Annotated in this window: 4 protein-coding genes; 2 read left to right on the forward strand and 2 right to left on the reverse strand. The window is 38.2% G+C overall.

The features are described 5' to 3' along the window. The first annotated feature begins 127 nt into the window (after positions 1 to 127). Together AC1DPQ_RS17140 and AC1DPQ_RS17145 are read left to right on the forward strand one after the other, a co-directional pair. The gene (locus tag AC1DPQ_RS17140) at positions 128 to 2,287 is read left to right on the forward strand and encodes an FUSC family protein (protein ID WP_477610343.1); all 2,160 of its coding nucleotides are present in this window, start codon (positions 128 to 130) and stop codon (positions 2,285 to 2,287) included. Between the two features lie 117 nt (positions 2,288 to 2,404). Then, positions 2,405 to 2,815, forward strand: coding sequence for an organic hydroperoxide resistance protein (locus AC1DPQ_RS17145; RefSeq protein ID WP_108198657.1), 411 nt, complete (start codon positions 2,405 to 2,407; stop codon positions 2,813 to 2,815). Positions 2,816 to 3,022: 207 nt separating this feature from the next. On the opposite strand, the gene bioB is transcribed toward AC1DPQ_RS17145, so the two are convergent. Next, positions 3,023 to 4,024 carry a biotin synthase BioB gene (bioB, locus tag AC1DPQ_RS17150; protein ID WP_477583115.1) on the reverse strand — a complete coding sequence of 334 codons (1,002 nt, stop codon included), beginning with the start codon at positions 4,022 to 4,024 and terminating at the stop codon, positions 3,023 to 3,025. Between the two features lie 111 nt (positions 4,025 to 4,135). Next, positions 4,136 to 5,069, reverse strand: a 934-nt coding sequence (mgtE, locus tag AC1DPQ_RS17155) for a magnesium transporter (protein ID WP_477610344.1), incomplete at its 5' end; no start/stop codon positions are given.

Raw genomic sequence — 5,069 nt, forward strand, 5'->3', positions numbered from 1 at the left:
CTTATAAACAATTCATAATATTTTGTTAATCAAACCATTACCTATTTTCTGCTTAAAAGTTTAAAAAAAGCAAAAAACTTAATTTTAATCGCAACAAAAAACTTCGCTATTATGTTATTTTTGTATCATGCAGATTAGGCAACCCATTAGAAATATACAAGACTTTTTATTGAGTACGTATTTTGCCGACGGTCTCCGCATCACCATTGGTGTATTGCTCCCCTCTTTAATTCTTGCCCAGTTTGGCATGTTAAAGTACGGTATGACTTTATCATTAGGCGCTTTATGTGTAAGTGTGGTAGATAGTCCGGGGCCAATGGTGCACCGAAGAAATGCAATGCTGATTACTACTGCGCTCATCTTTACCTTCTCTATCATAACGGGGTTAACCAACAAGAACCATTATTTTATCGGCTTTTTATTGGCTGTATCCAGTTTTGTATTTTCGATGTTTTACATCTACGGTATTAGAGCTGCATCGGTTGGTACCGCGGTTTTACTGATTATGGTATTAAGCATTGATGATGTACGCCCATGGCAGGAAGTATTGCTACATGCAGTTATGATCCTGATAGGTAGCCTTTGGTATACTGGCTTAAGTTATTTTGTGTACCGCTTACGCCCCTTCCGTTTGGTGCAGCAATCGTTAAGCGATTCTATCCTGGAAGTTGCAGAGTTTCTACGCGAAAAAGCCAAGTTCTATCATCAAAATAACAATTACGATAAAACCTATTCAGATCTGTTGCAGCTTCAGGTTTCTGTTCATGAAAAACAGGATGCGGTAAGAGAATTGCTTTTTAGAACCCGCGAAATTGTAAGGGATTCTACTCCTGAGGGCAGATTTTTGTTATTGGTATTTGTAGATATGGTCGATCTTTTCGAGCAGGTAATGTCTACCTATTATAATTACCAGCATTTGCACGATCAGTTTGATAAAGCAGGTATATTATCAGATTATGAAATGGCCATTAAGCGGATCTCTTACGCCCTTGATGATATTGCTTTTGCCTTAAAAAGTGGTGGAATACCCGTGGTTTCAAAACGTTTATTGATTGAGATTGAAAGGTTAAAGATCAAAATCAACAACCTGGAAAAGAACAATCAAAATCAGGAATACAATACCTTAGGCATAATTGCCCTGAAAAATATTGAGGTGAACATCGAAAATATACTATCAAGGGTTAAAACTATTTTCAGCTATTTTAAAATCAGAAACAGCAAAGATATTAGACAAGCTGAGGTAGATACAGAGAAATTTATCACCAGGCAAAAATTCGATTTTAAACTGTTTACAGAGAATTTAACCTATACTTCTTCTACTTTCAGGCATTCGTTACGGGTTACTGTGGTGATGCTTTTGGGTTTTATCGTGGCGCAGATTCTCAATTTCTCACATAGCTACTGGATTCTCCTTACCATTCTGGTAATTTCGAAACCGGGATTTAGTTTAACCAAAGAACGTAATTATCAACGTTTAATCGGCACCACGATTGGGGCGTTCATTGGTATGGGTGTGATTACTTATATCCACGATCGGAATACTTTATTTGTGATCCTATTAATCTGTATGATTGGCTGTTATAGTTTCCAAAGGAAAAATTACGTAGTGAGTGTGCTCTTTATGACGCCATATATCTTAATCCTATTTGATTTTCTGGGTATGGGATCGATAGCGCTGGCCCGCGAAAGGATTTATGATACTTTTATAGGCTCTGGTATTGCGCTATTGGCCAGTTATTCTTTATTCCCGACTTGGGAGCATGAAAAACTCAAAGAGGCCATGCTCGATATTTTAAAGGCTAATAAGGCTTATTATGGACAGGTGATTAAATTGTATTTTGAGAAAAATTACAACAGAACGGAATATAAATTGGCACGGAAAGAAGTGTATGTAAGTACGGCAAATTTGGCTTCCCTGTTTCAAAGAATGTTTTCTGAACCAAAAAGCAAACAGTTGTTTATTAAAGAAGTACATCAGTTTACAGCGCTCAGCCATTTATTGTCTTCTTATGTTGCAACACTTTCGCTCTACAATAAGGAACATCAATTTATCTTCGAAAGTTTCGACTCCTTAAAGCCTATTGCCAACAATACCAATTATTTATTGGATACGTCTATTGAAAATCTGGAAAAAGGCGCCAGCACAATTGAGAATGTACCGTTAATCAGGCTAAATGATAACGGTTTAGCCATTAAAAAAGGAGAAGATTTGGTTCCCGAGCAATTCGACCTTATCCAGAAGGTGGCCTACGATATTTACAAACTATCGGTAAAAATCAAGATTTAGATCGATTTATTACGCAAGTAGTCATGCTGCATTAGTTCAGGATTTAAACTCTCAAATACCTTGTATTAAAAACAAAGGCCACTAAAAATTGTTAAGTATCCATATTAAGAAAACATTATGGAAAAGCTATATACGGCTGAAGTTACAGCTACTGGAGGACGAGACGGACACATTAAATCGAGTGATGGAATTTTAGATTTCGATTTAAGAAAGCCAAAAGAGCTTGGCGGTCAAGGAGGCGCCACAAACCCAGAAGAATTGTTTGCTGCTGCCTGGGGGCCATGCTATTTGGGAGCCTTAGGTGGTGTAGCGGAGCGAGAAGGTGTTGATATTAGTGAAGCAAATGTAAAAGTATTGGTTTCTTTTAATAAAGATGGTAATGCATTTGTTCTCTCTGCAGACCTGGATGTACATATTCCAGGGATTTCGCATGAGGAAGCACAGGCCTTGGCTGATAAAGCGCATAGGGCATGTCCGTATTCTAAAGCAACCAGAGGAAATATTGAGGTAAGGGTAACCGCAGTTTAAAGCGAAGCCGGATACCGGGATGTCAGATGTTACCATCTCACATTAAAATAGGATTCAACTTGGTGTCAGATAGAAATATATGATACCGCTATAAAAAAGTCCCGATTTTAGTCGGGACTTTTTTATTTACAGTACTTAAGAATCGAAACTTATCTTTGTGTCAGTTGGAAACAATTGACACCACGGATATCAGTTTATATTTTTTGATTAAATAGCTTCCTGTTCAATTCTTGTATTTGCTGGTCTGCCATTTTTAAAGGCGTCGCGGGTTTTTAGTCCCAGTAATTCAAACATGGCCATATCATCAACAAATGCAGGATTTGGTGTGGTTAATAATTTATCGCCTGCAAAAATAGAGCTTGCCCCTGCCATAAAGCAAAAAGCTTGTTCTAGCGTACTCATTTCGTTTCTACCGGCTGATAAACGCACCACCGAGTTTGGCATTACGATTCGTGCTGTAGCAATCATTCTTACCATATCCCAGATTGGAACACGGGGCTGATTTTCTAAAGGAGTACCTTTTACGGGCACTAAAGCATTAACGGGAACTGATTCAGGATGTTTTTCCATGTTTGATAAAGTCTGCAACATTGAAACACGGTCTTCTACCGTTTCGCCTAAACCAATAATACCACCACTACATACCGTTAATTTGGCTTTACGAACATTTTTAATGGTATTTAATCGATCATCGTAAGTTCTGGTCGAAATAATACGTTTGTAATCATCTTCAGAGGTATCGATGTTATGGTTATATGCATATAAACCAGCATCAGCTAAACGTTGTGCCTGGTTTTCGGTAAGCATACCTAAAGTACAGCAAACTTCCATATCCATATCATTCACGGCTTTCACCATTTCAATTACACGGTCAAAATCGCGGTTATCACGTACTTCGCGCCATGCGGCTCCCATACATAAACGTGATGCCCCCCCCTCTTTTGCCTTAACTGCGGCGCTAACCACTTGGCTAACCTGCATCAATGGTTGAACTTCTAATTCGGTATGGTAGCGGGCTGCCTGTGGGCAATATGAACAGTCTTCAGCACAACCTCCAGTTTTGATCGAGATTAATGAACTTACCTGAACTTCATTGTAATCTTTATTTTCTCTGTGGATGCTTGCGGCTTCGTAAACCAGATCTAAAAATGGTCTGTTATAAATTTCTTGTATTTCTTCTTTTGTCCAATCGTGTCTTGTTTTTTGCATCGGGATCAGATTTTACAGATTTAAAGTTTGTAGTCTAAGTTAAATTAACAGGCGCTCAATTTAGTTTTGCAAGTTTTAAATCTTGAAATCCTAAAATCAAGTAAATCCTGATTATAGTAAAAGTTTGCTGGCCAATCCTAAAATTAATAGGAAACCAAAAACGTCGGTAAAAGTAGTAATAATTATAGATGATGCAATGGCAGGATCGATACCTACCCGTTTTAAAATTAATGGAATACCAGCACCCGTGATGCCTGCAATTACCAGATTGCCCGTCATAGCCAGGAAGATAACCAATCCAAGCATTGGGTTTCCATCAAAAAAGTAAGCAAAAATAAATACGATTAATCCATTGGATGCACCATTTATTAAGCCTACGGTAAATTCTTTTAAAACGGTACGATAGGCCTGTTTATCAGTCAAGTCGTAAAGTGAAATACGCCTAACGGTTACGGCAAGTGCCTGGGTAGCTGCATTTCCACCCATCCCCGCAATAATGGTCATGTAGGCCGCTAAGGAAGGAATTAACTTAATGGTTGGATCAAAATAACGTACTACAGATGAAGCTAAAAATGCTGTACCGAGGTTGATAATTAACCATGGCAAACGCGATTTTACCGCTTCTACCCAGTTACCGCTCAATTCTTCATCTTCTGATACCCCCGAAATTTTCAAGATATCTTCGGTACTTTCAGCCTCCATTACATCGATCACATCATCGAATGTTACCCTACCGAGTAATTTCTGGTGATCATCTATTACTGGAATACTGGTTAAGTTATATTGTGAAATTAGGTTCGCCACTTCTTCCTGATCGGTATCGGGATGCACATAAACTGCATCTATTTTAACCAATTCGGTTATTTTGGCATTGTGTTTTGCTTTAATAATGTCTTTTAATGAAACAATACCTTTAAAAATCTCCTCATCATCCACTACATAAATGGTGTAAAACTCCTCCATTTCTTCACTCTGCCGGATGATCTCGTCGATTGCATCTTTTTTAGTGAGGTTGATGTTTACACAGATCAGCTCCGTATTCATC

Source organism: Pedobacter sp. 01T416_2, from assembly GCF_056398925.1.

What these genes read in the sequence shown, in the direction of transcription:
- AC1DPQ_RS17140 (WP_477610343.1), top strand. Translation starts at nt 128, where the DNA reads ATGCAGATTAGGCAACCCATTAGAAATATACAAGACTTTTTATTGAGT.
- AC1DPQ_RS17145 (WP_108198657.1), top strand. Translation starts at nt 2,405, where the DNA reads ATGGAAAAGCTATATACGGCTGAAGTTACAGCTACTGGAGGACGAGAC.
- bioB (WP_477583115.1), bottom strand. Translation starts at nt 4,024, where the DNA reads ATGCAAAAAACAAGACACGATTGGACAAAAGAAGAAATACAAGAAATT.